Origin of the sequence: Providencia sp. PROV109 (genome assembly GCF_033681625.1) — a bacterium.
Taxonomy (GTDB): domain Bacteria; phylum Pseudomonadota; class Gammaproteobacteria; order Enterobacterales; family Enterobacteriaceae; genus Providencia; species Providencia hangzhouensis.
In genome coordinates this window covers 1,021,114-1,046,347 of the sequence record NZ_CP096320.1, presented here as the reverse complement: position 1 = coordinate 1,046,347, position 25,234 = coordinate 1,021,114, and the positions used below count along the sequence as shown (strand labels likewise).

General features: G+C 42.5%; 23 protein-coding genes and 1 pseudogene. 10 read left to right on the top strand and 14 right to left on the bottom strand.

What is annotated here, in order from left to right; translation table 11 throughout:
- Nucleotides 1-40: 40 nt before the first annotated feature.
- The 5 genes from livF to M1F25_RS04705 form a co-directional block, all read right to left on the bottom strand.
- Nucleotides 41-742, bottom strand: coding sequence for a high-affinity branched-chain amino acid ABC transporter ATP-binding protein LivF (gene livF / locus M1F25_RS04725; protein ID WP_094961472.1), 702 nt, complete (start codon nucleotides 740-742; stop codon nucleotides 41-43).
- Nucleotides 742-1,521, bottom strand: a complete 780-nt coding sequence (livG, locus tag M1F25_RS04720; RefSeq protein WP_004258513.1) for a high-affinity branched-chain amino acid ABC transporter ATP-binding protein LivG — start codon at nucleotides 1,519-1,521, stop codon at nucleotides 742-744. The genes livF and livG overlap by 1 nt, the downstream gene beginning before the upstream one ends.
- Nucleotides 1,518-2,789, bottom strand: coding sequence for a high-affinity branched-chain amino acid ABC transporter permease LivM (locus tag M1F25_RS04715; protein ID WP_094961471.1), 1,272 nt, complete (start codon nucleotides 2,787-2,789; stop codon nucleotides 1,518-1,520). The genes livG and M1F25_RS04715 overlap by 4 nt, the downstream gene beginning before the upstream one ends.
- Complete coding sequence (livH, locus tag M1F25_RS04710) at nucleotides 2,786-3,712, bottom strand: high-affinity branched-chain amino acid ABC transporter permease LivH (protein ID WP_004258523.1); 927 nt, start codon at nucleotides 3,710-3,712, stop codon at nucleotides 2,786-2,788. Before livH ends, M1F25_RS04715 begins: the two co-directional genes overlap by 4 nt.
- Nucleotides 3,713-3,814: 102 nt before the next feature.
- The gene (locus M1F25_RS04705) at nucleotides 3,815-4,924 is read right to left on the bottom strand and encodes a branched-chain amino acid ABC transporter substrate-binding protein (RefSeq protein WP_004908157.1); all 1,110 of its coding nucleotides are present in this window, start codon (nucleotides 4,922-4,924) and stop codon (nucleotides 3,815-3,817) included.
- Nucleotides 4,925-5,303: 379 nt separating this feature from the next.
- Here M1F25_RS04705 and panM point away from each other — a divergent pair, with 379 nt between their 5' ends.
- Nucleotides 5,304-5,717, top strand: a complete 414-nt coding sequence (panM, locus tag M1F25_RS04700) for an aspartate 1-decarboxylase autocleavage activator PanM (protein WP_004258529.1) — start codon at nucleotides 5,304-5,306, stop codon at nucleotides 5,715-5,717.
- Nucleotides 5,704-6,090: a VOC family protein gene (locus tag M1F25_RS04695; RefSeq protein WP_004258531.1), complete on the top strand. Its 387-nt coding sequence runs from the start codon at nucleotides 5,704-5,706 to the stop codon at nucleotides 6,088-6,090. Before panM ends, M1F25_RS04695 begins: the two co-directional genes overlap by 14 nt.
- 109 nt (nucleotides 6,091-6,199) lie before the next feature.
- On the opposite strand, the gene rpoH is transcribed toward M1F25_RS04695, so the two are convergent.
- From rpoH to ftsY, 4 genes are all read right to left on the bottom strand, one after another.
- Nucleotides 6,200-7,078: an RNA polymerase sigma factor RpoH gene (rpoH, locus tag M1F25_RS04690; protein WP_004258535.1), complete on the bottom strand. Its 879-nt coding sequence runs from the start codon at nucleotides 7,076-7,078 to the stop codon at nucleotides 6,200-6,202.
- A 257-nt stretch (nucleotides 7,079-7,335) separates the two neighbouring features.
- On the bottom strand, nucleotides 7,336-8,313 hold the full coding sequence (gene ftsX / locus M1F25_RS04685) for a permease-like cell division protein FtsX (protein ID WP_004258540.1): 978 nt from the start codon (nucleotides 8,311-8,313) through the stop codon (nucleotides 7,336-7,338).
- Entirely contained in the window at nucleotides 8,306-8,971 is a 666-nt protein-coding gene (gene ftsE, locus M1F25_RS04680) for a cell division ATP-binding protein FtsE (RefSeq protein ID WP_004258545.1), read from the bottom strand. The genes ftsX and ftsE overlap by 8 nt, the downstream gene beginning before the upstream one ends.
- A 6-nt stretch (nucleotides 8,972-8,977) precedes the next feature.
- A complete protein-coding gene (gene ftsY, locus M1F25_RS04675; RefSeq protein ID WP_181489368.1) occupies nucleotides 8,978-10,861 on the bottom strand; it encodes a signal recognition particle-docking protein FtsY in 1,884 nt (627 codons plus the stop codon).
- Between the two features lie 276 nt (nucleotides 10,862-11,137).
- Here ftsY and rsmD point away from each other — a divergent pair, with 276 nt between their 5' ends.
- Nucleotides 11,138-11,719 carry a 16S rRNA (guanine(966)-N(2))-methyltransferase gene (gene rsmD, locus M1F25_RS04670; RefSeq protein WP_004258577.1) on the top strand — a complete coding sequence of 194 codons (582 nt, stop codon included), beginning with the start codon at nucleotides 11,138-11,140 and terminating at the stop codon, nucleotides 11,717-11,719.
- Between the two features lie 10 nt (nucleotides 11,720-11,729).
- Nucleotides 11,730-12,026 (top strand): DUF1145 family protein, encoded by a 297-nt coding sequence (locus M1F25_RS04665; RefSeq protein ID WP_004258582.1) that lies wholly within the window; start codon nucleotides 11,730-11,732, stop codon nucleotides 12,024-12,026.
- A gap of 6 nt (nucleotides 12,027-12,032) precedes the next feature.
- Here M1F25_RS04665 and M1F25_RS04660 read toward each other — a convergent pair whose 3' ends face one another.
- Nucleotides 12,033-12,383 (bottom strand): DUF2500 family protein, encoded by a 351-nt coding sequence (locus M1F25_RS04660; protein WP_004258585.1) that lies wholly within the window; start codon nucleotides 12,381-12,383, stop codon nucleotides 12,033-12,035.
- 121 nt (nucleotides 12,384-12,504) lie between these two features.
- Between M1F25_RS04660 and M1F25_RS04655 the strand changes: the two genes are divergently transcribed.
- The 3 genes from M1F25_RS04655 (at nucleotide 12,505) to M1F25_RS04645 (ending at nucleotide 16,839) form a co-directional block, all read left to right on the top strand.
- The gene (locus M1F25_RS04655; RefSeq protein WP_004258589.1) at nucleotides 12,505-13,134 is read left to right on the top strand and encodes a lysoplasmalogenase; all 630 of its coding nucleotides are present in this window, start codon (nucleotides 12,505-12,507) and stop codon (nucleotides 13,132-13,134) included.
- Nucleotides 13,135-13,287: 153 nt separating this feature from the next.
- Nucleotides 13,288-15,690, top strand: coding sequence for a zinc/cadmium/mercury/lead-transporting ATPase (locus M1F25_RS04650; RefSeq protein ID WP_181489366.1), 2,403 nt, complete (start codon nucleotides 13,288-13,290; stop codon nucleotides 15,688-15,690).
- Nucleotides 15,691-15,888: 198 nt separating this feature from the next.
- On the top strand, nucleotides 15,889-16,839 hold the full coding sequence (locus M1F25_RS04645; protein ID WP_136135055.1) for an Rpn family recombination-promoting nuclease/putative transposase: 951 nt from the start codon (nucleotides 15,889-15,891) through the stop codon (nucleotides 16,837-16,839).
- Nucleotides 16,840-16,893: 54 nt separating this feature from the next.
- Here M1F25_RS04645 and tusA read toward each other — a convergent pair whose 3' ends face one another.
- Nucleotides 16,894-17,142, bottom strand: coding sequence for a sulfurtransferase TusA (gene tusA / locus M1F25_RS04640; RefSeq protein ID WP_004258596.1), 249 nt, complete (start codon nucleotides 17,140-17,142; stop codon nucleotides 16,894-16,896).
- A 168-nt stretch (nucleotides 17,143-17,310) separates the two neighbouring features.
- Between tusA and M1F25_RS04635 the strand changes: the two genes are divergently transcribed.
- The gene (locus M1F25_RS04635) at nucleotides 17,311-17,979 is read left to right on the top strand and encodes a 7-cyano-7-deazaguanine/7-aminomethyl-7-deazaguanine transporter (protein WP_004258598.1); all 669 of its coding nucleotides are present in this window, start codon (nucleotides 17,311-17,313) and stop codon (nucleotides 17,977-17,979) included.
- A gap of 94 nt (nucleotides 17,980-18,073) precedes the next feature.
- Here the strand turns inward: M1F25_RS04635 and glpC are convergent, their stop codons facing one another.
- The 3 genes from glpC to glpA are packed head-to-tail and all read right to left on the bottom strand — an operon-like array spanning nucleotide 18,074 to nucleotide 22,204.
- Nucleotides 18,074-19,267 carry an anaerobic glycerol-3-phosphate dehydrogenase subunit GlpC gene (glpC, locus tag M1F25_RS04630; RefSeq protein WP_004258601.1) on the bottom strand — a complete coding sequence of 398 codons (1,194 nt, stop codon included), beginning with the start codon at nucleotides 19,265-19,267 and terminating at the stop codon, nucleotides 18,074-18,076.
- Nucleotides 19,264-20,559: a glycerol-3-phosphate dehydrogenase subunit GlpB gene (glpB, locus tag M1F25_RS04625; protein ID WP_181489364.1), complete on the bottom strand. Its 1,296-nt coding sequence runs from the start codon at nucleotides 20,557-20,559 to the stop codon at nucleotides 19,264-19,266. The genes glpC and glpB overlap by 4 nt, the downstream gene beginning before the upstream one ends.
- Nucleotides 20,549-22,204 (bottom strand): anaerobic glycerol-3-phosphate dehydrogenase subunit A, encoded by a 1,656-nt coding sequence (gene glpA / locus M1F25_RS04620; protein WP_004258606.1) that lies wholly within the window; start codon nucleotides 22,202-22,204, stop codon nucleotides 20,549-20,551. The genes glpB and glpA overlap by 11 nt, the downstream gene beginning before the upstream one ends.
- 436 nt (nucleotides 22,205-22,640) lie before the next feature.
- On the opposite strand from glpA, the pseudogene glpT reads away from it, so the two are divergent.
- Nucleotides 22,641-23,990 (top strand): annotated as a pseudogene (gene glpT / locus M1F25_RS04615) (glycerol-3-phosphate transporter).
- Between the two features lie 103 nt (nucleotides 23,991-24,093).
- Nucleotides 24,094-25,167, top strand: coding sequence for a glycerophosphodiester phosphodiesterase (gene glpQ, locus M1F25_RS04610; RefSeq protein WP_004258611.1), 1,074 nt, complete (start codon nucleotides 24,094-24,096; stop codon nucleotides 25,165-25,167).
- The last annotated feature ends 67 nt before the right edge of the window (nucleotides 25,168-25,234 follow it).

Sequence of the window (25,234 nt, the reverse complement as noted above, 5' to 3'; positions counted from 1 at the left end):
TGAAACCAACAACGCCATAACACGAAGTATGACGAAAATTTTAGCCGCCGAGATACGCGCTTCTAACCGCCTCATTGGCTAAAAGTGCTTTACCGCTGTCTTCTAACACAATATGCCCATTTTCCAACACATAACCACGGTCTGCGAGCTTCAACGCTTGGTTGGCGTTTTGTTCGACAAGGAAAATCGTCATTCCTTCTTCACGTAGTTGTTGGATTGTATCGAAAATTTGCATAATGATAATGGGAGCAAGGCCTAGGGATGGCTCATCAAGCAACAACAGCTCTGGCTGGCTCATTAAAGCACGGCCTATCGCTAGCATTTGTTGCTCACCACCTGACATCGTTCCTGAACGTTGACTTCGGCGCTCATACAGCCTTGGAAATAGCTTATAAACCCGCTCAATACGTTCTTGGTACTGCTGGCGATCAGCAAAAAACCCCCCCATTGCGAGGTTTTCTTCCACAGTCATACGAGAAAATACACGCCGCCCTTCTGGTACTAGAGCAATGTCTTCACGCATAATTTTCGAAGTGGGCAATTGAGTGATATCCACGCCTCGGTAAATGACTTGGCCTTCCGATGCTCGCGGATCGCCACAAAGGGTACTGAGCAACGTTGTTTTCCCAGCGCCATTTGCTCCGATTAGCGTAACAATTTCGCCTTTTTGAATATTCAGGCTGATCTGATGCAGTGCCTGAATTTTTCCATAATGGGTAGAAACTTTTTTAAACTCTAGCATCAGTAAGCTTCCCCCAAATAGGCTTTTATCACATCTGGATGTTGGCGAATCTCACTCGGTGTGCCATTCGCCAATGGCGTTCCTTGATTCACGACATAAATACGATCTGAAATTCCCATGACTAATTTCATATCATGTTCAATTAATAGAATTGAAACATTATGATGAGTACGCAACTCAGCAATTAAGTCATCCAAATCATTGGTTTCTTTAGGGTTAAGACCTGCCGCAGGTTCATCCAGCATTAAAATTTCAGGACGAGTGACCATACAGCGAGCAATTTCTAACCGACGCTGCTGACCATAGGCTAAATTACCCGCTTGGCGATTTGCAAAGGGGAGTAAATCAACACGCTCAAGCCATTTTACCGCATTATCAAGCGCTTCAGACTCTGCTCGACGAAATGCAGGGGTTTTCAATAACCCAGAAAAAATGCCACTTTTTAAATGTTGATGCTGCGCCACAAGTAAATTTTCAATCACCGTCATTTCTTTAAACAACCGCACATGCTGAAATGTTCGGATAACACCAAGGCGTGCAATTGCCTGCCCGGTCAGTCCCTCAAGATGTTTTTCTCGATATAAAATCGTGCCACTGGTCGGCTTATAAAAACCGGTTAAACAGTTAAAAATGGTGGTTTTACCCGCCCCATTTGGGCCAATCAGTGAGACGATTTCCCCTTGATTAATAGTTAACTCAACATTATTGACGGCAAGTAACCCACCAAAACGCATTGTTAAGCCATTCACTTGTAACAAAGGCGTAGTTATATGGCTCATACGCCCTCCCCTTCTGGGACTTTTTTCACCTGCATTTGACGGCGTTTCATCGGTAATAGGCCTTGTGGTCGCCAGATCATCATCAGCACCATTAGCGCCCCTAATAGCAGCATGCTGTATTGGTTAAGGTCACGCATCATTTCCCGTGATACAACTAAAATAATTGCGGCTAAAATAACGGAGGTTTGTGAACCCATTCCTCCTAAAACGACGATGGCTAACACAAATGCCGATTCCACAAAGGTAAAAGACTCTGGACTGATAAAACCTTGCCGTGCGGCAAATAACGTCCCTGCAAACCCTGCAAAGGCTGCACTGATAGTAAATGCGGTTAATTTTATTCGAGTTGGACTTAACCCTAATGACCGGCAGGCAATTTCATCTTCGCGTAATGCTTCCCACGCACGACCTAATGGCATACGCAGTAACCGATTGATAACAAATAAGGTTAAAACCACTAATAGTAAAGCGACAAAATACAGAAAGATAATTCGGTCACCTGGGCTGTAATCTAAGCCGAAAAAGTTATGGAAGGTGTCCCAACCCTCTTTCGCGGTACGGCTGAATTCCAAGCCAAAAAAAGTCGGTTTCGGTAATTGGCTGATCCCATTTGGCCCACCCGTGATTTCAGTATTATTCAGTAATAAAATACGAACAATCTCCCCAAAGCCAAGCGTCACTATGGCAAGATAGTCACCACGTAACCTTAGCACAGGGAACCCTAGTAAAAAGCCCGCTAACGCAGCGGTTAAACCTGCAATCGGTAAACTTTCCCAGAACCCAAAACCATAATAATGATTTAATAAACCAAAAGTATAAGCACCTATGGCATAAAAACCGGCATACCCAAGAACCAGTAATCCTGATAACCCGACAACTACGTTTAGGCCGAGCCCTAACATCACATAAATTAATGTTAGGGTGGCAATATCCACGCTTCCGCGAGAAACAATAAATGGCCAAATAATGGCAGCAATAATAATTATAACCGCAAGGATTTTTTGCTTGGTTGTCGAACCATCAAAATCAGGAATAGCCCACGCCTTCTTAGGAACCCCTTGCCAAACTTTACTCAACGTTGGGCGAACCAATTGATAAACAAAGATCACCACAATTCCCGCAATGATCCAGTTCCAACGCACAGAATCCCCAACTGTCACGATCAGTTTTGTGCCATCGAGCGCAAGTTGCAAGCCCATCATAAACAGCGCCAGCACGAAGAAAGTCGAGGAAGCAACAACGGCATTAATCCAATTTTCTTTTCTCATACTTTTTCGACCTCCGGGCGTCCCAGAATGCCGGTTGGCATGATTAATAACACACCTATCAATAAACCAAATGATACAACATCTTTATATTCTGTACTTAAATATGCAGAGGTCATTGCTTCTGCAACGCCTAAGATTAACCCGCCTAACATAGCACCCGGAATACTCCCAATTCCCCCTAGCACTGCCGCGGTAAATGCTTTCATTCCTGCCATAAAGCCAATATATGGGTTAATCACACCATAAAATTGCCCCAGCAGTACACCAGCTACAGCAGCCATTGCCGCACCGATAACGAAGGTCAATGAAATAACTCGATCGGTATTAATACCTAATAAGCTGGCCATTTTAAGATCTTCCGCACAGGCTCGGCAGGCTCTTCCCATCTTTGAATAGCGAATAAATAGCGTCAAAGCTAACATCGCAAGCACGGTAACCACCCAGATGGTCAATTGCATCTTAGTCACCGTGGCTTCAAAACCATCGCTTTCACCTAGAACCCATTGCCCTGTGATCAAACTGGGTAGAGCTAAATCACGCGAACCTTGTGACAGGCTGACGTAGTTTTGTAGGAAAATAGACATCCCGATCGCAGAGATCAACGCAATCAAACGCTTAGAATGTCGAACTGGCCGATAAGCAACGCGTTCAATACTCCAACCATAGGCGCTAGAGACCACGATTGCCGCAATGAAGGCCGCAGCAACCAAGATCCAGCCGATATCGATCCCAAGCATCATTAAGCCTGCGATCACAATAAAAGAGACATAGCTACCTATCATGTACACTTCGCCGTGGGCAAAGTTAATCATCCCAATGATGCCATATACCATCGTATAGCCGATAGCTATCAATGCATAGGTACTGCCAAGGGTTAAACCATTCAGAAGTTGCTGAATAAAATAGAGAATTTGATCTGACATAAGACTATCCTTTCGAACTACTTGTCCTATATAGAGAGCAGAAGCCGGAAGCAAGTTACTCACTTCCGGTTCTTATTCACTATGCTGGAACACTGCTGAGTACTATTTTACAGAGGTGGATGTCCCATCTTTGTGCCACTCAAATACACCGAACTCAAACCCTTTCAGGTCACCGTTTGGCTGCCAGCTTAATGTTCCCATGACCGTTTCGACCGGGTTTGCTTTCAAGTCTTTCACTAAATCTTCAGGCTCGATGCTGCCAGTACGCTCCATTGCCGTCGTTAAACCTTGGATAGCAGCATAAGTTGTCCAAACAAATGGCCCTGTTGGGTCTTCTTTCTTCGCTTTGATGGCATCAACAATCGGTTGGTTAGTCGCGACCTGGTCATAGCGTTTTGGTAAAGTTACCAGCATGCCTTCCGAAGCATCACCTGCAATATTCGATAATGAAGAGTTACCGACGCCTTCAGGCCCCATAAAGCGAATATTCAAGCCAGCTTGTTTAGCTTGGCGTAAGATTTGCCCCATTTCTGGGTAATATCCCCCAAAGTAAACAAAATCCACATTCTCTTTTTTCAATTTTGCGACTAAAGCAGAGAAGTCTTTGTCACCCGCTGTTACCCCTTCAAACATCACTTCTTTAACGCCGGCTTTATTGAGGCTTTCGCGTACAGAACGTGCTAAACCTTCCCCATATTGTTGTTTGTCGTGAACAACAGCAATACGGGTTGGCTTGATATCTTCCATAATAAATTTAGCGGCTGTTGGTCCTTGGTCTGAATCCAAACCTGTTGTACGCAACACCATCTGGTAACCACGCGTGGTTAAATCCGCATTGGTTGCTGCCGGGGTGATCATAATGACGCCTTCATCTTCATAAATATCGGATGCAGGCTGTGTTGAAGAGGAACATAAATGCCCAATAACATGGCGGATACCATCGTTAATGACTTTGTTTGCTACCGCAACCGCTTGTTTTGGGTCGCAAGCATCATCATATTCGACTGCCACTAATGTGTTTCCATTAATGCCACCTTTAGCATTAATATCTGCAATCGCTTGGCGCGCACCTGTAAATTCCATATCACCATATTGAGCCACAGGCCCTGACATCGCGCCAACAACCGCTATTTTAATTTCCTTTGCCCATCCTGCTGAACTGAATGCCATCGCAATACAGCCCGCTAATAATGCTTTATTCATATTCTTCATTTTATCGTCCCCGTCTTCATGGTTCTGAGTGTTTGTGTTTGATTTGTAGTAGATTATTATGGTTGACAGGTACAATGCCTGATATTTCAAAATACAGCGAATAAGGCTATATATTTCATAACATTAAACAAGATAATTATGCTAAATAGCAAATGGATATGGCAGGTTTTTACATTAGAAGCAGAATAAAAAACTGATGTGTTAAAGTAGGTTTTTTGTAAATACTAGTGTTATATTCGGGTTAAATTTAAATTAATCCGAGTGAAATTCGGAAAATTCAGTATCACCAAATTTTTCTCTCTAAAATCAAAAAATCGGTTGTAGATCACTCTGGCAGGATGAGTGACTGCAACTCTTACAGGGAAACAAACAAAATATCATGAGACTCACTATTATCCCGCTGGTCAATCCTACTGAGCAACAATATCTGGACTTACATAAAATCTGGCCTGACCAGAGCCCTTTTGAGCTAGCCAAAATGTGTAAAGCAGGTGAGCAATTTTATGCAGCTCGCTTTAATGACCGCCTTCTTGGCGCAGCAAAAATTACTGTGGATCATAGCACTGCCACTTTGTGGGATTTTTGTGTGCGAGAGGTCACTCGCCGACGAGGTGTAGGATCATATTTATTAGAAGAAATTTGCCAAACAATCCCTGATATTACACTATGGAAATTTGACATTAGTGGGGTTGCCCTGCAAGAAAAAGAAGCAATGCAGCTTTTCTTGTCGGCAAATGGCTTCAATGCCACCGCACAACCTGATATATGGGAAAAACAGCATGAAGTTAAATAAAATTCATCATGTTGCTATTATCGCATCCAATTTTGACGTCAGTAAGGATTTTTATTGCCGTATTTTGGGCTTAAATTTACTTGAAGAACATTACCGTCCAGCAAATAATTCGTGGAAAGCAGACTTAGCTTTTGGTGAGCATTACCAAATTGAGTTATTCAGTTTTGTTAATCCACCAGCGAGACTAAGTTACCCCGAAGCCACAGGGCTACGTCATTTAGCCTTCGGTGTCGATGATTTAGATAAATGGGTCGCTTATTTAACTGAACAAGGTGTGGCTTGTGAAGCAATACGGGTTGACCCCTACACGCAAAAGCGTTTTACATTTTTCACAGATCCAGATGGCTTACCGCTAGAGTTATACAGTGATTAATTGAACAATTAAAAATGTAAAAGTAGAAATGATTATCTGCATTTATCCACCTCTTAACAGGCAATAAATGCAGATAATTTTAGTGAGCAACGAATTAGCCAGTAATAAATTACATTTCGCTGTCTTCGTCTTCTTCCATCGCCAAACGTAACTTCTTCATGGCGTTCTTTTCAAGCTGACGAACGCGTTCTGCAGAAACGCCGTATTTATCAGCAAGTTCTTGCAACGTTGTTTTGTTGTCATCGTCTAACCAACGAGCTCGGATGATATCCTGACTACGCTCGTCCAAAGAGTCTAGTGCATCTGCTAAGCGATCAGTTGCATGGCTTTCCCAATTATCATCTTCAATTGAGCCAGCAAAGTCTGATGCTTTGTCTTGTAAGTATAAGACTGGGGCTACCGGACCACCAAAATCACTGCTGTCATCGTCATCTGACATATCAAATGCCATATCTTGTGCAGCCATACGTGATTCCATTTCACGCACATCTTTAGTACTTACCCCTAACTCTTGGGCAACCATATCGACTTCGTCCTGGTTAAACCAACCAAGACGTTTTTTATTCTTTCTTAAATTAAAGAATAACTTACGCTGCGATTTTGTCGTCGCGACTTTCACAATACGCCAGTTACGTAAAACGTATTCATGAATTTCAGCTTTGATCCAGTGAACCGCAAAGGAAACAAGGCGAACGCCAACTTCAGGATTGAAACGACGCACCGCTTTCATCAGGCCGATATTACCTTCCTGAATTAAATCAGCTTGCGGTAAACCATACCCTGCATAACTACGAGCAACATGAATAACAAAGCGCAAATGCGATAAGATCAGTTGCTTTGCAGCATCCAGATCACCATGGTAATGCAGCCGTTCAGCGAGTTCCTTTTCTTCCTCAGCGGTAAGCATCGGGTAAGAGTTAGCCGCCCGAACGTAGGCTTCAATACTCCCCTGTGGAACAAGAGCTAATGATTGCATGTCTTTGGTCATTCAGATCCTCAATAAAATAATAGAAAACAGATTAGTTTGTATTGATAACCGCATTGGTTAACCATGAGGCAAACACTTTTAGTCTACCAGTTTAACCGCGTTAAATAAATTATATACAAAATTTGTTAACAGTAGGTCAATGTAGGACAAAACAATTCAGACTAAGTTCATTTTTAACGCAAATTTGCAATGGAATCAAAGAGTCATGACATAATTAAATCATGACTCTTTAATAAAAATGATGAGAAAACAACTCGTTACTCAGGTGTAAAGTGTCGTAAATGTTGAAGTGTTGCTAACCATGCTGCTATCCAACCAACCATAGCCGATAACAATAGAATCAATAAAGACTCTTCCCATAACAACCCTTCAATCTGAAATTGTGTACCAAACACACTGGCTACTTTTGCAACACCGTCTGCTAACTGCCAAACAAGTAGAAAGGTCATAATCAAGGAAATAATGGCACCTAATGCGCCCAAGACAAGGCCACCATTTAAAAATGGCCTCATGATAAACCCATCGGTAGCACCAATTAACTTCATCACATTGATTGTATCACGGCGAGCAAAAATATTGAGCCGTACGCTATTTCCTATCACAAGGAACAGTGACACAATCATTAAAATCCCAATGACAGAAGCAACTTTCCCCACCAAACCTGTTAGTGCGGCTAACCGTGCAAACCAGCTATCATCCATGCGAACTTCTTCAATGCCATCGACTTGGCTAACCCTATCACGCAGTGTTGTTAATACATCAGAACCTTCAAAATCAATTTTAGGCGTAATTATAGCTACCGCAGGCAGTGGGTTCTCCTCTAGCATGTCGAGCGCAGTACTAAAACCAGACCAACTGCGAAACTCACTCATGGCTTGGTCACGTGAAAGATAATTCACATGGTCAACCCCATCAAGCGCTTGCAACTGCGTTACCACATTTTGCCCACCTTGTTCATCAAGAGATTTATCCAAATAAACAGTGAGTTGTGGTGTTGGGTACCATTGCTCCGCAGCTTGCGAAACATTTTTCCACACAATATAGCAAAGACTCGGTAACGTGAGTGAAATGGCAATAACCATGATAGTCAAAAAGGTGGCTAAAGGCTGTCTAAGCATATCAGCGAGCGCATTCAACCACGAATAACGCCACTGCTCTTTCCAACCGCCTTTTAATGCTTTACTTTTCGATTGCTTGGCTCGTTCCGGCTTACTTTTTCGGACATTCTTAGCCATGTTGACCTCCAAGCATACGGCCTTCACTTAATGTAAGAACACGGTAGTTACGGCGCTCAATCAATGCAATATCATGGGTTGCCATTAAAACGGTCACCCCTACACGGTTGAACTCTTCGAATAAACGCATTATCCCTTCTGACAATTCACCATCAAGGTTACCTGTTGGTTCATCCGCTAATAACATCGTTGGCTTATTCACTACCGCTCGGGCAATACCGACACGCTGTTGCTCCCCACCAGATAACTGAATTGGAAAGTTTTTAGCTTTGTCCAATAACCCGACTTTATCTAATGCCGCAGAAACTCGGCGACGAATATCTTCGGTACTGGCACCAGAAATGATTAGCGGCATTGCGACATTGTCATATACCGTTCGATCAAAAAGCAGGTGGTGATCCTGAAAAATCATCCCGATCTGCCGACGCAGAAACGGGATCTCTCGATTTTTCAAGCGGCTGATATCATGACCATTGAATAAAATATGACCCGCACTTGGGCGTTCAATACCACAAATCAGTTTAAGTAATGTACTTTTACCTGCGCCTGAATGGCCTGTTAGAAATGCCATTTCTCCAGGTTGAAGATGAAAATCAACCCCTTGGAGTGCTTGGCGGCCACCGCGATAAGCTTTACTAACGTGTTCAAAGCGAATCATCGAAAATTATTCCTCTCGGGCAAATAGAGCCTCGATAAAGTCATCTGCTTTAAATGGACGTAAATCTTCAATACCCTCACCAATACCAATATAACGAATTGGAATACCAAATTGGTCGGCAATAGAGAAAATTACGCCACCTTTTGCTGTGCCATCGAGTTTAGTCAATGTGATACCTGTTAGACCGACCGCATCATCAAAAAGTTTTGCCTGACTTACCGCATTTTGTCCAGTACTTGCATCTAGCGTTAACATAATTTCATGGGGAGCATTTTCATCGAGTTTTTTCATTACCCGAACAATTTTTTTCAACTCTTCCATCAAGTGCGATTTATTTTGTAAACGTCCAGCGGTATCTGCAATTAAAACATCAACCCCTTTCGCTTGTGCTGATTGAATTGCATCAAAAATAACAGATGCAGGGTCTGCACCAGTATGTTGGGCTACCACAGGGATCTTATTACGCTCACCCCATACTTGAAGTTGCTCAACGGCTGCTGCACGGAAAGTGTCCCCCGCGGCTAACATGACGCTTTTTCCTTCCGACTGATATTGACGTGCTAATTTACCAATTGTAGTCGTTTTCCCGACCCCATTAACACCAACCATAAGAATAACATAGGGTTTTTTATCTTCAATCACGAGTGGTTTATCCACTTTCGCTAAAATATCAGACATTTCCTCACGCAATTTGCCATATAACGCTTCTGCATCCTTGAGTTCTTTACGGCTTGCATGTGCCGTTAAGTTATCAATGATTTTACGAGTGGTATCAACCCCGACATCGGCAATCAATAGCTGTTCTTCTAGCTCTTCAAATAAGTCATCATCAATTTTTTTACCTGAAAACAGCCCAAAAAAACCTGAACCTAAATTCTGGCGAGTTTTTAATAACCCTTTCTTTAGCCTAGCAAAGAAACCTTCTTTTTTAGGTTTTTCTTGCTCTGTTGGTGAATTATTTTTTTCTTCTTCTAAACGTAAGCGCTCAGCTTCAGCTTCTTCCTCTGCAATTCTCGCTTCTTCTGCTGCTTGGTGCTCACGTTCCGCTTGTTCTTCGGCTAAACGGGCTTCTTCGGCTGCTTGACGTTCGCGTTCGGCTTGTTCTTCCGCTAAACGTGCTGCTTCTGCTGCTTGGCGCTCGCGTTCGGCTTGTTCTTCCGCTAAACGTGCCGCTTCTGCTGCTTGGCGCTCGCGTTCAGCCTGTTCTTCGGCTAAGCGTGCCGCTTCTGCTGCTTGGCGTTCGCGTTCTGCTTGTTCTTCGGCTAAACGTGCCGCTTCTGCTGCTTGGCGTTCACGTTCCGCTTGTTCTTCGGCTAAACGTGCGACTTCTGCTGCTTGGCGCTCACGTTCCGCGTGTTCTTCGGCTGCTTGAATGACAGCTAACTCCGCCTGACGGCGTTGCTCTTCGGCCTCCTCTGCCGCTTGAATCGCAGCTAGCTCAAGCTGACGCTGACGTTCCATTTCTTCTTCAGCAATACGCATTGCTTCAGCTTCTTGACGCTCACGCTCAGCTTTTTCTTCCGCTAGTTTTTTCTCTTGGGCTTCCTGACGCGCTTGTTCTGCTTGCTCTTGGGCGGCTTGGAGTTCTGCTAGTTTCGCTTCTCGCTCACGTTCTGCTTGCTCTGTTGCTGCCTCAATCTCAGCTTGCTGTGCTTCATACTGACGTTCAGCTTCGTCTTCAGCGGCTTTAATCGCGGCTTGCTCTGCTTGATGTTGGCGTTCTACTTCGGCTGTTGCGGCATCTACCGCAGCTTCATGGGTTGATTGTTTTTCAACGTCCTTGATTATATCATTATCATTCTGTTGAGCTTCTTGTTGCTGGGTTTCTTCTTCATTTTTACGCCCAAACCCCAACCATGAGAAAAAACCTTTTTTCTTGTCTTTAGCCATTTGCCACTACACTCCTCGCGGTAAAAATATGGCACTCGATAATCAAATCGCAATAAAATTATATGCAGTCTACCATTTCATCGCTCAGCAACACATATCTGAAAGAAAAATCCTGCCAATTTAATCTGAATTTTCGTGTTAAAACTGTGAAAATGAAGCACTATAATTGAAATACAGCCAATCAGAGATAACAACACTGCAACTTATCGCCTGACAGGTATACAATAGTAACAATCAAATTTAAGTACATAAACCCGTTAAGCAACAATAAACATTATGGCAAAAAAACCACAATCTCCCTCTTTAGGGCAAATTCGTATTATCGGTGGGAAATGGCGCGGAAGAAAGCTGCCAGTTCGTGATAGTGAGGGCTTGCGCCCAACCACAGACAGAATTAAAGAAACATTATTTAACTGGTTGATGCCAATTATTCGGGATGCGCGTTGCTTAGATTGCTTCGCAGGCAGTGGTTCTCTGGGCTTTGAAGCACTTTCTCGTTTTGCAGAAACGGTCACCTTTATTGAGCTCGATAAACAAAACGCACAATTACTGGCTGAAAATAAAGCTCGCTTACAAGCCGATAACGCAACCGTAGTGAATCACAATAGCCTAAATTTTTTAAGCCAAGCAGGTATACCTTTTGACGTCGTTTTCATTGACCCACCATTTCGCAAAGGGCTGCTCAATGAAACCATTCAATTGTTAGAAAAAAACCAATGGTTAGCTGAAGAAAGCTGGATATACGTTGAGTCAGAAGCGGAGTCACCACTTACTGACATCCCAGCTAATTGGCAACTTCATCGCGAAAAAATAGCAGGGCAAGTCGCATATCGCCTTTTTATTCGAACTTCACTTTAGGGACAAAAACATGTTTATCAATATTGGACGCCTGCTCATGATTTGCGTTTGGGGCTTTATGGTCTTTAATCTCGTCCACCCATTCCCTAAACCATTGAAATATTTTATGGATATTGCAATGGTTTTTATGATTTTCATGCACGCACTACAAACTATTTTCCTAAAAGCAACGCTGCCAAAAGGAGAGAAAATCTCTGGTTTAGTTCAATTACGCATTTTCTTTTTTGGCGTATTCGAAATGCTAGCCATGCAGAAAAAAAATAAAGCCGATTTAGAAGAAGCAAAGAAAAAACAATCAGGTGAATAACTTATTCTACGCTGGCTCAAAACGAATAAACCGAGTACCTTGCATAATGAGCTTGCCTTCATGGCCAAGCTCAACGCCTTGATACTGTTCTTCCGTTACAATAGTTTTAATAATTTCGCCGCTTGATAGCGTTTTAAAGTGAATCTCATAGCGAAAAGTTTCAGGTGAAACAACATCCCGCTCTCGAGAACGCATGTTAGGATAAGGGTAGTCTTTTTTGCTATCAACCTTTACTAAGTAGCTTACAGGCAAAGCGTTATCATTAAGTTCATTTTGCTTGCGTTGGTCAAAAAAACGCTTAGTGGCGAGCACCGCAATAATCGCTAAAACGATAATCAGTAATATTGGCTTATTCATAATGTGTGCATTTTGCTTAAAAAGTCCGTCATGATAGTTTATCTTATTTAACTAAACAGGACACGTTTCTAAGTTACCGGATCCCTGCCGTGTCATTCATTGAACATATAAGGATGTGTATATGATTAGTTGGCCATTCCTCGCTGTACTCTTTTCCGGTTGGTTATATGTCGATGCCGCCTATCGAGGACCCGGGTGGCAACGTTGGTTATTTCGCCCAATCACACTGCTACTTTTATTACTTTGGGGTTGGAGCTCCGACGACCTTAACCTGCAAAATTATCTTATTCTTGCGGGGCTGCTAGTTTCTCTCGTTGCAGATCTTTCTCGCATGCTTTCAAGTGAGCACTTACTAGCTTCCGTCGCGTTGATGTTCTTGAGTTATTTGATTTATACCATCAGCTTCGGAATGCAATTTAATTTCGGGCTCTATCTACCTTGGCTTGCCGCACCTCTGATTGTCGCTGCCGTTACTTTAGTTTTCATTTGGGGCAAGCTTGAAGGCCTACAAGCTATTGTTTTTGCATCATTAATAATGTGCATGATTATGGCATGGGTTGCTGGTGACCAATATTTTGGTCTCGGTCGTGAATACAACTTCTCAATCATGATTGGCGCATCACTGCTATTTCTTTCTAACTGTATTTGGCTAATTGCTCGATTCCGTATTCCCTTTAAAGCCTCAAAAGCCGTTGTTGCAGCACTATACTTCCTTGGACAGTTTTTCATTGTGCGAGCGATTTACTTATAATCACACCTTTTAGTCATACCATGCCAATTGATAAAAAGTGCTATTTGAGAATTTTATCAATTGGCCGCCCTATTTTTGTTTGACTCTGGAGTAGACTCCAGAGTGTAAACTTATCCACAATGATAGAACACATTGTTTGATAAGGGGGCGCTTATGCACTCACATTCCCATAAAGAAACACATAATCACACAAGTAGCTGCTGCTCTAGCAACAGTTGCTGTTCATCTACTGTAGCGGGCAATAGCCAAAAAGTTAGTGATGACTCACATACTCATGAACATGGTAGTGTGAAGAAACATCCTGACGACGATGAAGGCAGTCACCGGCACAGTGGTGAGTGTCATTCAACTCATGATCACGCCGCCAATGACCATACTGGTCATGATCACAAACATGGCAATAGCTGCGGGTTAACTGCGGATATCAGCAATGAAGTTGAGCCTACCCAAGCGGCAGGCCAGCGCTTTAGCTGGATCATCCGTGGTATGGATTGCCCAAGCTGTGCAAACAAAATTGAAACTGCAGTTAGGCAAATAAGTGAAGTAAAACAAGCTAAAGTGTTATTTGCTACGGAAAAACTGGTGGTTGATGCCAACACCGATATTAGTACAGCAGTGCGTTCTACCGTTGAAACTGCGGGTTATGAATTACTTGAAGTCGGTGGCAACAGTGCGGCAACTATCGCGCCACCACAAAGCTTACTCAATGAAGCTAAGCCCGTTATTATATTAGCGATTTTAATGGCGATTAGTTGGGGAATTGAGTTTATCAATCCACAGTTGGGTAATATCGCCTTTATTTTAACCACTCTATTTGGGTTATACCCGATCGCACGTAAATCATTGCGCTTAATGCGAACGGGTTCCCCTTTTGCTATCGAAACTTTGATGTCCGTTGCCGCAATAGGCGCAATCTTTATTCAAGCAACAGAAGAAGCCGCGATGGTTATCTTACTGTTTATGTTAGGCGAAATGTTGGAATCCTATTCTGCCGGAAGAGCCCGACGAGGGGTTAGCGCCTTAATGGCACTGGTACCAGAAGACGCCGTTTTAATCAAAGATGGGCAAAAAACAACGATTCCTGTTGCGCAATTACGACCAGGAGACATTATTGAGATTGCACCGGGTGGACGTTTACCTACCGATGCGGTGTTAGTGTCAGGTTTTGCCAGCTTTGATGAAAGTGCGTTAACAGGTGAGTCCGTTCCTGTAGAGCGTAATGTCGGTGAAAAGGTGGCTGCAGGCTGCTTATCTGTTGATAGAGCCGTTCAAATGCAGGTGGTATCAGAGCAAGGTCAAAATGCGATTGACCGCATTTTACAGCTAATTGAGGAAGCTGAAGAACGCCGTGCGCCGATAGAACGCTTTATTGACAGCTTTAGTCGAGTTTATACCCCAATCATTATGCTTATTTCAGCACTAGTGATTATTATTCCACCAATATTCTTCAGTGCACCATGGGAGACTTGGATTTACCGAGGTTTAACACTGTTATTAATCGGTTGTCCTTGTGCATTAGTGATTTCAACCCCTGCGGCGATAACGTCTGCACTGGCAACAGCAACACGCCGAGGTGCATTAATTAAAGGCGGTGCGGCACTTGAACAACTGGGCACTATCACGACAATTGCTTTAGATAAAACAGGCACACTCACGGAAGGTAAACCTCATGTCACTGACCTTATTCCTGTAGAAGGCATGACCGAAATTGAATTAGTCCAAATTACCGCCTCCGTTGAAGTGGGTTCACATCATCCTCTGGCAAAAGCGGTGGTGAATAAAGCAGAGGCGTTATCGTTAGGCATTGTTGAAGCACAAGATCGTAAAGCATTGGCTGGAAAAGGAGTGGAGGGTGTACTTGATGGTAAGCGTATACTAGTGAGTTCGCCAAACCGCCTTGATATTCCACTCGATAGTGAATGGCAAAATAAGGTCGAAACATTAGAAGCTGAAGGAAAAACGGTTGTTGTCACACTCGAAAATGACCGCGTAATTGGTTTAACCGCACTGCAAGATACATTGCGCAGCGATGCAGTAGATACGATGAGCATGCTGAAAGCGCTCAATGTGAATGCTGTAATGCTAACAGGCGATAACCCTCGTGCTGCAAGCGCTATCGCGGGCCAATTAGGCATGGAATACCGCGCAGGGTTATTACCAGAAGATAAAGTGACGGCAGTTATGGCCCTTAATCGTAACCACAGCACAATGATGGTCGGTGATGGTATTAACGATGCCCCTGCAATGAAAGCGTCTAGTATCGGTGTTGCCATGGGTAGTGGTACTGATGTGGCATTAGAGACCGCCGATGCTGCATTAACCCATAACCGTTTGACTGGACTTGCAGAGATTATTGCATTATCTCGTGCGACTCGGAAAATTATTCGTGAAAATATAGCGATTGCCTTGGGGCTAAAAGCAATATTTCTGGTGACCAGTTTATTGGGAATTACCGGGCTTTGGGTCGCCGTACTTGCTGATTCAGGTGCAACAGCACTCGTCACTGCGAACGCTGTACGTTTACTGCGAGTCAAGTTACCTCAAGTGAAAAAATAATTTATACCAATTGATTTAAACGCCACACTTAGTGGCGTTTTTATTTACAACCATTCCAATATTTTGTTGTATTACAATATGTTAAATACAACCTTAATTAGAGAATTAGGACTAACTTTTTCTCCATCAGTCTCAATCTTCGCTAAAATACGTTTTGTAAATAGATTATTTCGGCATGACGTTTAGCAGGTACTTGGCATGGTAAAAAATCACAGTTCAACACCACATGATGCTGCATTTAAAGGGTTTATGTCTAAAATTGATAATGCACGTGATTTTTTTGATATCCATTTACCCGGCCATATTAAGCAATTATGTGATTTCAAAACATTAGCGATAACAAACTCTTCTTTCATTGATAACCAGCTACGCACTCGTCTTTCAGATGTTCTCTACACTGTCGAGACACAGCAAGGTGAAGGGTATATTTATATGTTAGTTGAGCACCAATCAACACCAGATAAACTAATGGGTTGGAGAATGATGCATTATGCATTCCTTGCCATGAACCAACATTTACAACAAGGTCATCGTGATCTACCGCTGGTTGTGCCTGTTTTATTTTATCATGGGAAGATAACGCCTTATCCATATGCTAAACCATGGACACACTGTTTCCCATGGCCAGAAATTGCATCAAACTTATATAGTCAGCCATTTCCGCTCGTTGATATTACTGTTATTGATGATAACGAACTCGTAAATCATCGCAAAGTTGCCGTCATGGAACTCGCAATGAAGCACAGAGACTTAAGAGATAACATAGAAAAAGTCACGCAGTTACTAGCTGAAGCGATGAATCAAAATTATCATCATAGTGATGACATCATCACTATTTTCAACTATTTATTTATTACTATGGATTCACCTCATTTTGAGACAGTGGTTAATCAACTTATATACCAATTAGAAAATAACCAAGAGGCTATTATGAACATCGCGCAACGATTAAAAAATCAAGGGTTACAAGAGGGAATTGATATTGGTGTAAATAGAGGCATTGATATTGGTGTAAATAGAGGCATTGATATTGGAGCAAACAAAAAACAACATGAAGTTGCACTTAAAGGTTTGCAACTTGGTACAAGTATTGAACTTATCTGCCAACTTACTGGGTTAAGCTATCAGGAAGTATTAAGCCTACAATAATATCCCTACCTCTTGGCAGGGATTAACATACAAAAAGAAATTAGCTAGTAACAACTAGCTCGATTTTTTACGCAACAAATAACGATATGGTGCGTTGTCAGCCTCTACTGCTAATAAATCATGCTCCATAAAGCGGCAAAAACCTGGGATATCACGTGTGGTTGCTGGGTCATCAGCAATAATTAACAACGTTTCACCATCGGCCATGTTACGAACCGTTTTACGCACTAACATCACAGGCTCAGGGCAACGCAGCCCTAGTGTATCAAGGGTTTTCGTTGGGTTAGCAAATAAATCAGACATTAAAAAACACTTCTAAAAGGGATCAATAGACTGATTATATAATAAAATATCCATTGATAAATGAACAGTTTTGCATTTGTTGCGCAACAAGAGTATGATGCGCTGCTCCCAAGTGTTGGGATGTATTTCATGGGTTCCCTCACCCCATTGTGACTAAAAAGGTACAATATGTTTGATTTTACTGCGCAGCAAAAAGCCACTGCGTTAATTTGGCTTTCGTTATTTCATATTTTAATCATTACTTCTAGTAACTACCTCGTGCAGTTGCCAATTAATATTTTTGGCTTCCATACCACTTGGGGTGCATTTACTTTTCCATTTATTTTCTTAGCTACTGATTTAACCGTTCGTATTTATGGCGCGCCGCTTGCACGCAGAATTATCACTGCAGTTATGCTGCCCGCATTACTGATTTCATACGTTATTTCAGCTTTATATTTCCAAGGTGAATGGCAAGGTTTTACCGCATTATCTGAATTTAACTTATTTGTAGCACGTATTGCCGCAGCGAGTTTTATGGCTTATGTACTGGGTCAAATATTAGATGTCAGTGTTTTCAATCGATTACGCCAAAATGCACGTTGGTATGTAGCACCTGCCTGTGCAATGTTCTTTGGTAACTTGATTGACACTATCGCCTTTTTCTTTATTGCTTTTTTCCGCAGTAGCGATCCATTTATGGCTGCAAATTGGGTAGAGATTGCTTTAGTTGACTATGTCTTTAAGCTACTTATTTGCATGCTATTTTTCTTGCCTGCTTATGGTGTGCTTTTGAACTTTATCTTGAAGTCTTTCTTTGCAAACTCAGATAAAAAACAGTTAGCCAATCAACACTAAAAACAAAAAAAGGAGATAGCTAAATGCTATCTCCAAATAAGTTTAACTGAGCTAAAACAAAAAATAACAACCCTACAATTCGATAAGTAACAGATCACAAAGCTTTTGCTAGAAGTGAAATCGGGTGCTCACACTTCTTACTCGTCGACATCTCAATCTGCCACTTACAAGTTTCGCAGTCTGTGATCACCATATCCGCGCCACTTTCTTCAATTTGGCGGAATAATCCTGCTCCTATTCCTTGAGAAACCTCATAGTTTTCTTTTTTGAAACCATAGGTTCCTGCGATACCACAGCATTGTGAATCCAACACAATTAGCTCAACCCCTGGTACACGTTTAATTAACTCTAACGTATAGGAAGTCCAACCCATTTTTTCCATATGGCATGGCGTGTGATAAGCCACTTTTAAAGGCGTATGTTTCAGTTTGAGTTCACGCCCCTCTTCAAGTAACCGATAAATATAGCGCGTTGCGAGCTCAATGTTATCCCTCATTGCTGAAGTATCAACATCAAGTACATGCGTATATTCATCACGGATGGTAAACGTACAGGTTGATGAAGTTGCAACAACAGGTACATGTTTTTCAAGGATAGTTTCTTGCAACGACTCTAAATTAACATTAGCTTGGCGCTTCGCCTGCTTCATAAAGCCATTGGCAATTAATGCCACACCACAACATTTTTCACGTTTAAGTAGCTGAACACCAATATTCATGCCGTTAAAGACTTTAATTAAGTCTTTACCTAATTGAGGGTGGTTATAATTCACATAACAACCATGGAAGAACGCAACTTGCTCTTCAAATTTAGCTTGTTCAGCAGCTTGTTTTGCATACCAACGGCGGAAAGTCCCAAACGAATATTTAGGTAACTCACGGCGGTGGTCTATTTTCAATGCTTTATCAAGGATTTGACGTACAGGTTTTAACCCTGTAATAGTATTTACAACTGGTGCAAATGGCGTCGATAACGACCCCATTAAATCCGTATGGCTGAGAATAGCATCACGAATTTTAGGTTTCTGTTGGCTGTAAGTATTACGCGCACGAGCAATAATATCGCCAATCTTCACATCCGATGGACAAGCGACTTCGCAACGCTTGCAGTTTGTACAATATTTAAGTGCCTCGTCATACAGCATCGGATCTTTTAAGCGTAAACGCTCACCGTCTGGCCCTGCTTGCTTAGGACCAGGATACAGAGGATTAACCTTTGCAACAGGGCAATAAGTGGTACACACAGTGCATTTAATACAGCTTTCAAAGCTTGCATCTTGAATACTCATTGTGCCACCTCCACCTGCATAGTTTTATTCTTACTCAGTTCATTAATAATTTCATTAGCGGCATATAATGCGCTAATTATCGATACACCTGCACCACAACCTTGAGTGAGAGGGTCAAAACCGCCTAAAACGGCGCCGGCCACATAAAGATTAGAAATGGCTTTCCCCTCTTTTTGTGCGCGTAACTTTTCATCGGTTTTCACACCAAAAGCCATATAGGGCTGGGAAGCGAAAAACTCTTTATTCGTCCATTTTGCACGTTCTGAAATTTCACACAGATCCAATTGCATCAAAGGCTCATAGACACGGTCAAACTCTGCCACCAAACCATTATTAAAAAAGCTCCCCGTCGCCAGAACAAAATGCTTAGCTTTTAAAGAGATATCGCCATGATTACGAGTCTGGACAGATTCAATTCGGCCATCAACACAATTTACCGCAGTAACTTTATCACCCGGCATCACAATTCCGCCTTGGCGACGAAACTGACGCAGCAACATTTCATGCAAACGGATCCCCAATAGTGAAGGAGGAAGAGTCGGTAGTAAAAATAATGGCTTACCTAAGTTCATTTGTAATTCCTGCAGGGGCTCATCGCTATCAAGCCCGATACAGGCTGGCATAAAAATCGCCTCTGCATCTGCAACCAATGGTGAGATTTCAGCCACCATTTGTGCCATATTTTCTGGGCGGTCTAACCAGCGAGCAACATTAACTGCTCTAAACTCACTCGGATTTTCTCTTAACCGGTCTAATAATGGTAAATGCACATAATGTGATGTTGCTTGTAACCCCTCACGTTGTAGCTCATCAGCCACCATTTGAGGTTGAAAATCCAAGAAACCTTCGATACCAACCACAGCAATCTTGCTAACATCCATTTTATGGTGCAAACCGACAGTCGGGACAGACTCCGGACTAAGCCAAGTCATCCGTTTATGGCCCAGAGGTGTAATACGATAATGGTTTTCTTCACAAGAGCCTTTTAAATGAACTCCTGCTTGCTGCAATATTGACTGAGCCATATGCGCTAGCTCAGTAACTTGCGTCTCTCCGATTAAACTATAAGGGTGTGCTGGCGCCTGTTCCTTTAGCGCATCAAGCATTTCTAGTGGTTTTTCAGCCACTTGTCCATTTGGTAAATGGGTTAATAAATCCAAGGAGCCTGATGAAAAATGTAATGCATTTTGCCCTGCACTAACAATTGCACAAGATAGACCAGACTGGGTCAAACGGATACCGCTCATTAATCCAGCTAAACCGCCGCCCATTACCACTACATCATATTTCATTGTCCGCCTCCTTCTGTGCATCCTTGCCAAGTGTCGCTTCATTCATGCCACATAACCCGTGATATACCCAGCTGGTAAATTCACTTTCACGCAATGCGTCACCCCAAGCAATTGGACGTACACCTTTCCAACGTTCATTAAGGAAGTGACTCAGTTGTTGCTCTGTTTCATGAGGCGTTGTGACATTAAAACGATTGAGTAACCCCGCAGCACGGCAAGCACATAATTCACCTTGGCAAGTTCCCATCCCCACACGAGTACGACGCCTTAAATCAAGTAAATTATTCACCGTTAATGAATTAACGGCATAGCGTACTTCACCAGCAGTAACGGCTTCACACTCACAAACTAAACTTTTATCGAGCCTATCCGTACTGAGAATTGCAGAAGCCCTGTCACCATGACGGTAAACCGCTGAGCCACGAATAGGGGCTGGGATAGAAACAACATTGCGTAAGGCTTCTTCTGCACTATGTTGCGAGCCCGGTAGTGGCGCTTCTGCTGTTGTACACTTGGCACTGTGGCCTAATTTTTCACAAACTTTATCAGTAGCCCACTCAGCCATCAGACGATATGTCATTAACTTACCACCAGTGATAGTGATAAACCCTTCTAAGCCATCGCGTTTAGCATGGTCTAACAGCACAATACCGCGGCTGACATTACGCCCTGATGGGTCATCATCACTGGCAACTAATGGCCGAACACCTGCATATGCACGTAAAATACGTGTTGTTGCAAGTGCTGGCGATAGCATTGAACCTTCACGAATAAGAATATCCACCTCTTCAGGGGTGACATACATATTATCAATTTGGTCATATTCAATATGAGTCGATGTGGTCCCAATCAGGGAAATCGTATCGCCGGGAACTAAAATATCGGCATCTGCAGGTTTGCGGCAACGGTTTATCACCATGTTGTTCAAGCGATGGCCTAAAATTAATAGCGCCCCTTTCGCAGGGAACATTTTAATTTTTAATTCGCCATACTCTGCGATTTTTTGCCCCCAGATCCCGCCTGCATTGACGACAATTTCCGCGTAAATATCATATTGCTTCTTGGCGTGGTGATCATAAACCGTAACGCCACGTACGGTGTCGCCATCACGAATCAAACCAATAACTTCATGATAAGTTAACACTTTCGCGCCATGCTCTCTGGCATCTAACATATTTGCCGCAGTCAAACGGAATGGGTCAACCGTGCCATCAGGAACACGAACCGCACCTATTAGATGTGGGTTAACAGAAGGTTCAAGGCGAATAGCCTCTTTGGGGTCAATTGCAGTCGCATCAATACCCGCAGCTTGGCAAGCCGTAATGAATTGTTGCTGATACTCTAAGCTGTCTTCAGGTAAAGTAATAAACAAACCATCAGTTCGCTCTATACAGTGATGCGCGATACGTTTTAAAATCTTGTTCTCTTCTATACATTCTCTGGCGGATTCACCATCTGTGACTGCATAACGCGCGCCACTATGAAGTAACCCATGGTTACGCCCTGTCGCGCCAGTCGCAATATCATGCCTTTCGAGTAAAACAGTTCTTAGACCTCGGCGAGCGCAGTCACGAGCGACTCCTGCACCTGTTGCGCCACCACCAATAATGATGACATCCGTCTCAGTCACAGATGAGCCATTCATGTCGCATTCCTCACATTAATAAACATTTCTATAATCGATAAGTATAGATTCTATTTTTATAATCTATTATTAAATATAGCCCAGAAACGCGATCAATGTTTGATAAGGAACAAAAACGAAAGCAATTGATGCATATTCAGTGTTCAAAAGAACAAAATCGTGATGAGAATCACAAAATAATTAACATTTCTAGTTCCATTCTATTCACAAATGTCATTTACTATGCAACTTCATAAACAAAATCAATAATTGTGCGTTGGATTACAGATAAATTGTTTTTTAACGCCTACAATTTAGAGCAATTAAGAAAATAAAGACTCTTAAATTACTCGATTACTTTCGTTTTTGTTACTTCACCAATAATAAACACTCAATATTTCTCTGAAATAGAGAAATGGAAGTGTAAATAAAAATTAGCATGCCATCGGAGGCGTATATGTTAAGCATTTTTAAACCAGCACCTCATATAGAGAGGCTGCCAGCGGATAAGATAGATCCTGTCTATCGTAAGCTTCGCTGGCAGATCTTCATGGGTATTTTCTTTGGTTACGCAGCGTATTATCTAGTCCGAAAGAACTTTGCGTTAGCGATGCCATATCTTGTTGAACAAGGTTTCTCTAAAGGTGACCTTGGTTTTGCATTATCAGGGATCTCAATTGCTTACGGATTTTCTAAATTTATCATGGGGTCGTTTTCCGACCGTGCAAACCCGCGTTATTTCTTACCAGCAGGTTTGATTCTCGCCTCCGCAGTGATGTTAATTATGGGCTTCGTACCATGGGCAACATCAAGCATCATGGTAATGTTCGTATTACTGTTCCTTTGTGGTTGGTTCCAAGGTATGGGTTGGCCTCCTTGTGGGCGTACCATGGTTCACTGGTGGTCACAAAAAGAACGTGGCGGTATCGTTTCGGTTTGGAACTGTGCACACAACGTCGGTGGTGGTATCCCTCCATTACTGTTCATGTTAGGTATGGCATGGTTTAACGACTGGAAAGCTGCGCTGTATATGCCTGCATTGGCTGCTATCCTTGTTGCAATCATTGCATTTGCGTTAATGCGCGACACCCCGCAATCTTGTGGTCTTCCTCCAATTGAAGAGTACAAAAACGACTATCCAACTGACTATAAAGCATCAGATGAGCAAGAGTTAACTGCAAAAGAAATCTTCATGAAGTATGTTTTCCCTAACAAACTATTATGGATGATTGCGATTGCGAACGTGTTCGTTTACTTACTGCGTTATGGTGTTTTGGACTGGTCTCCAACTTACCTGCGTGAAGTTAAACACTTCGCAATGGACAAATCTTCATGGGCTTACTTCTTATATGAATACGCAGGTATCCCAGGTACGTTACTGTGTGGTTGGATGTCGGATTAGGTCTTCCGTGGTAACCGTGGAGCCACTGGTGTGTTCTTCATGGTTCTGGTAACCATTGCAACTATCGTGTTCTGGATGAACCCAGCTGGTAACCCAAATGTTGATATGGCATGTATGTTGATCATCGGTTTCCTAATCTATGGTCCTGTTATGTTGATTGGTTTGCACGCCCTTGAACTTGCACCGAAAAAAGCAGCAGGTACAGCCGCAGGATTCACAGGCTTGTTCGGCTACCTCGGTGGTTCTGTAGCAGCAAGTGCTATCGTTGGTTATACCGTAGACTACTTCGGTTGGGACGGTGGCTTCGCAGTCATGATCGGTGGTTCAGCACTGGCCGTTGTTCTACTGTTTATCGTGATGTTGAGCGAAAGCAAACATAAACGCGAATTAGCAAACTCACAATAAACATTCATCAAATGTTCATTGTTAATCGCTAGACTCGTGGGCTATATCAAAAAATGATGTAGCCCATTTTTTTACCCAAATAAAGTGCCAAGGAGATATAATCATGAGCTTTCCATTAAAAACATTGGTGGCTAGTATGGTTTTAGTGATGTCAGTGTCTGCTGTAGCTCAAGCTTCAAGTAAAGTTGTCATTGCACATCGTGGTGCAAGTGGTTACTTACCGGAACATACCCTACCTGCAAAAGCAATGGCTTACGCACAAGGTGCTGATTTTCTTGAGCAAGATTTAGTTATGACGAAAGATAACGAGCTCGTGGTCTTACATGACCATTATCTCGATCGCGTGACAGATGTTGCTGAACGTTTCCCTGACCGCGCTCGTAAAGATGGCCGTTACTATGCGATTGACTTTACCCTTGATGAAATCAAATCACTCAATTTTACAGAAGGATTTGATATTGTTGATGGTAAAAAAGTGCAAAGCTATCCGAACCGCTTCCCAATGGGCAAATCAGACTTCCGCGTTCATACTTTCCAAGAAGAGATTGAATTTGTTCAGGGATTAAACAAGTCAACGGGTAAGAATATTGGTATCTACCCAGAAATTAAAGCCCCTTGGTTCCACTTACAAGAAGGCAAAGATATCACCAAAAAAACACTCGAAGTCCTTAAAGAGTATGGCTATACCACCAAGGATTCCAACGTTTATCTACAGTCATTTGACCCTAATGACCTAAAACGTATCAAAAATACCTTGATGCCAGAAATGGGAATGGATCTTAAATTAATTCAATTGATTGCTTACACCGATTGGAATGAAACTCAAGAGCAAAAACCTGACGGAACTTGGGTTAATTACAATTATGATTGGATGATGAAACCCGGCGCCATGAAAGAAATTGCGACCTATGCTGATGGTATTGGCCCTGATTATCATATGCTAATTAGTGAAGAATCTACGCCAACTAATATCAAAGTGAATGGCATGGTTAAAGAAGCTCATGATAATAAAATGGCAGTTCATCCATTCACTATCCGTGTTGATAAGCTGCCAAAATACGCCAAAGATGGGCAACAGCTTTATGACATTATTTATAACCAAGCCGATGTCGATGGCGCCTTCACAGACTTCCCTGACTTAGGGGTTAAGTTCTTAGAACAGCAGAAGCAAAAATAGTTTTCTGAACCAAAAACAAGAATGCAGCCATTTCATTTGGCTGCATTCTCTTCAAGTTAACCGCCTT